This window comes from Proteiniphilum sp. X52, assembly GCF_003712195.1.
Classification (GTDB): Bacteria; Bacteroidota; Bacteroidia; order Bacteroidales; family Dysgonomonadaceae; genus Proteiniphilum.
Genome location: NZ_RDSD01000053.1, coordinates 1 through 2,704, shown reverse-complemented (window position 1 = coordinate 2,704; position 2,704 = coordinate 1). Strand labels below are relative to the sequence as shown.

Sequence of the window (2,704 nt, the reverse complement as noted above, 5' to 3'; positions counted from 1 at the left end):
TGAAGAACTAAACCCTGTTTTAATTTTCTATAAAGAAAAACAGGAATGAATATAAAATATCATATTGATTTTCAATGCATTATAAAAAGTGAGTTATAAGTGAGTCAAAAAAAATGGTTTAAATTATGAACTTTGCCACCTTTGCGAAATGGACAAAATGAACTTATTGAAAACGAAGAAGCAAAAACTCCTTCTTCTTCGGAGGAAGGAATTATAAGTAATCATATCATTCATTTAAATTTTTTATTTATGAAAAAAAGAGTTTTATCGGGGCTGTTCGCCCTTGCGCTTCTGGTAGCCGCAGGCTACGGAGTGAGTCAAACAATGAAAAATGAGGCTAATCTTTCTGATTTAGCATTAATGAATGTGGAGGCGCTCGCCAATGGGGAATTTCCTGATCTACCTCACATGTGTATCCATGACTGCCAACCGTGTTGGTGTTATATTCCACCAATAGACGTTGATCCGGTAGGCCATTGGATATACCCCGCACGGTATTATTATTAATTATTGATCAAAGAGGATGTATAAAATTTATTAAGCATGATTTTATACATCCTCTTCTTAATTTTAATCCGATACTGAAATAAAAGAGTAAAATAATCGCATGAAAATGATTAATCAAATTTTAAAAAACAAAATATATATATTCATCTTATTCATTGTGTCAGCCATTTTATCCTGTAATAAGACAATCAATAACCCGATCCAGTACTTCGAGAAAAGCCGAAAACAGAGGTTAACTCACTCCAGAGTGATTGATTTGGAAGAATTTGACATATTAAGGCCAGGTCAAGTAATTCGGAAGGATGACTCATATATGGTTTGGGATCTTAAGAATGAGAAGATGTTCCACCTTGTTAATTTCGATACAAAGAAAGTAATCAAGGGTATAAAGACAGGTAATGGCCCCGGTGAAATTATATCGCCAAGCAGTCTTCAACTTAAAGACGGCAGATTTTTGATATGCGATACTGACAGAAAAAAAATAAGCCGGATCGATATATCATCCGATACAACATTAACGTTAAGAGAAGTCGAAGATATTAATTTCGATACAAGACTATTCGTAATAAACTATCAGGGCTCCCATATGATAGCTACCGGACTATTTGATGATGCCTGGTTTGCCTCTTTGAAAGGGAATGGAGAGATAATATCAAAAGTGGACTTCCCGAGTTTTGAAGAGACCAGCAATACAACCGGGATGGAATTATCGATGTTATATATCAGTACGCATATAGTAAATAAACCGGATAATAAGAAAGTGGTCGCCGCGACGCAAGACCTTGGGGTAATATCTTTTTTCAATTATATCAACGGATCGATTTTAGAAGAGTATAAGCAGATGAAATATTACGGCCCAAAATTTATTTTACTGGAGAGAGGCGGCATTGCCTGGTCTAAAGATGGTCCAATTGGATTTTGCGATTTGGACTGTGATGAAGACTACGTATATGCTTTATACTCCGGAAGGACATTTACGGAACATGGAATGGAGAGTCATCATTGTGAAAATTTACTGGTATATGACTGGGATGGTAATCCTGTCAAACATTATATTTTAGATACCCCGCTCTTTTCAATGAAATTTGACAATGAGAAAAACACAATTTACGGAATAGGATATAATCCAGAAGGGGTTTTTGTAGAGTATCAATTAGATAATTGAAAGGGAAAAGTTAATACAATGTAATTAACAGTTACTAAGAAATCATTTACAGACAAGAGTGAATCACAATCTTTGGAACTCGCGGGAAATAATCGGACTGAATTAGAGAAAGTGCTCAAACATTATGAAGATGACACTTTGAAATTACAAGCTGCCCGGTTTCTTATAATGATATGCCCGGATCTTTTGCACAGAACGAAGAGATCATCGGTATATGCACTCCATTTTATAACGATTATGTCTCATTGGCAAAGGAGTATGGGTATGAAATGAATACCGGAAGTCAAAAAACAGATAGCCTTTGGAATAACTTTTCCAATAGACATTTCAAATTGTGCAGTTTGCCTTTTCAGTCCGATCTGGAAAACATATCGGCAGAACAACTTATATCCGAAATTGATTTAACCTTTAAGGCATGGAAAGGGAATGTATATACTCAAGATTGCTCTTTTGACGAATTCTGAGAATATATTCTCTCTTATCGGCGGATAAACGGTTTGGTGATCGATGATGCAAGAAATACCTTTTATGAGCGGCATCACGATAATTATTTCACCCAACCCTGAAAGGATATGATTGACGAATCGGATTCGTTGCTGCATGAGTATAGTCACCTGACACACTCACAATTCTGGGGTACCCGGATACCGATCCTTTGTTCATAAGCGACAGGGAGGGCTGGAGATCGTTAGGCGTACAGGTTGCCTCTTCAGATTCGTTACTGTATGAGAATATTCCTTCGGGACGCTTGTACTATCTGAAAAATCATTCAGGGGGAATCCAGGAACGTGCGTTTACAATGGAAAAAGGTAAAGCCGTTTTTCTATAGGCCCGGAAAAAGAATGGTCGGTCTGGAATCGGTGAAACCTCATTCAGGAACATGCTATTGGAACAAACCCCTAAGAAGATCGAATAAATAGCCGACAGAATTTGAACAGAATCTTAACACTTTATTCTTTTGTCAATTCTCATTTATTCTGTTCCTTTACAAGAAAAACAGCAATGAATATAAAATATCACGATGATTTTCAA

General features: G+C 36.4%; 2 protein-coding genes. Both read left to right on the top strand.

Annotated elements, in window-relative coordinates; all coding sequences use genetic code 11:
- The first annotated feature begins 141 nt into the window (after positions 1 to 141).
- Positions 142 to 507 (top strand): NVEALA domain-containing protein, encoded by a 366-nt coding sequence (locus D7D25_RS17475; protein ID WP_255417383.1) that lies wholly within the window; start codon positions 142 to 144, stop codon positions 505 to 507.
- Positions 508 to 613: 106 nt separating this feature from the next.
- Positions 614 to 1,672 (top strand): BF3164 family lipoprotein, encoded by a 1,059-nt coding sequence (locus tag D7D25_RS17470; RefSeq protein ID WP_158602668.1) that lies wholly within the window; start codon positions 614 to 616, stop codon positions 1,670 to 1,672.
- The last annotated feature ends 1,032 nt before the right edge of the window (positions 1,673 to 2,704 follow it).

Excerpts from the sequence above, each read along its gene's own strand:
- D7D25_RS17470 (WP_158602668.1), top strand. The coding sequence starts at position 614 with ATGATTAATCAAATTTTAAAAAACAAAATATATATATTCATCTTATTC.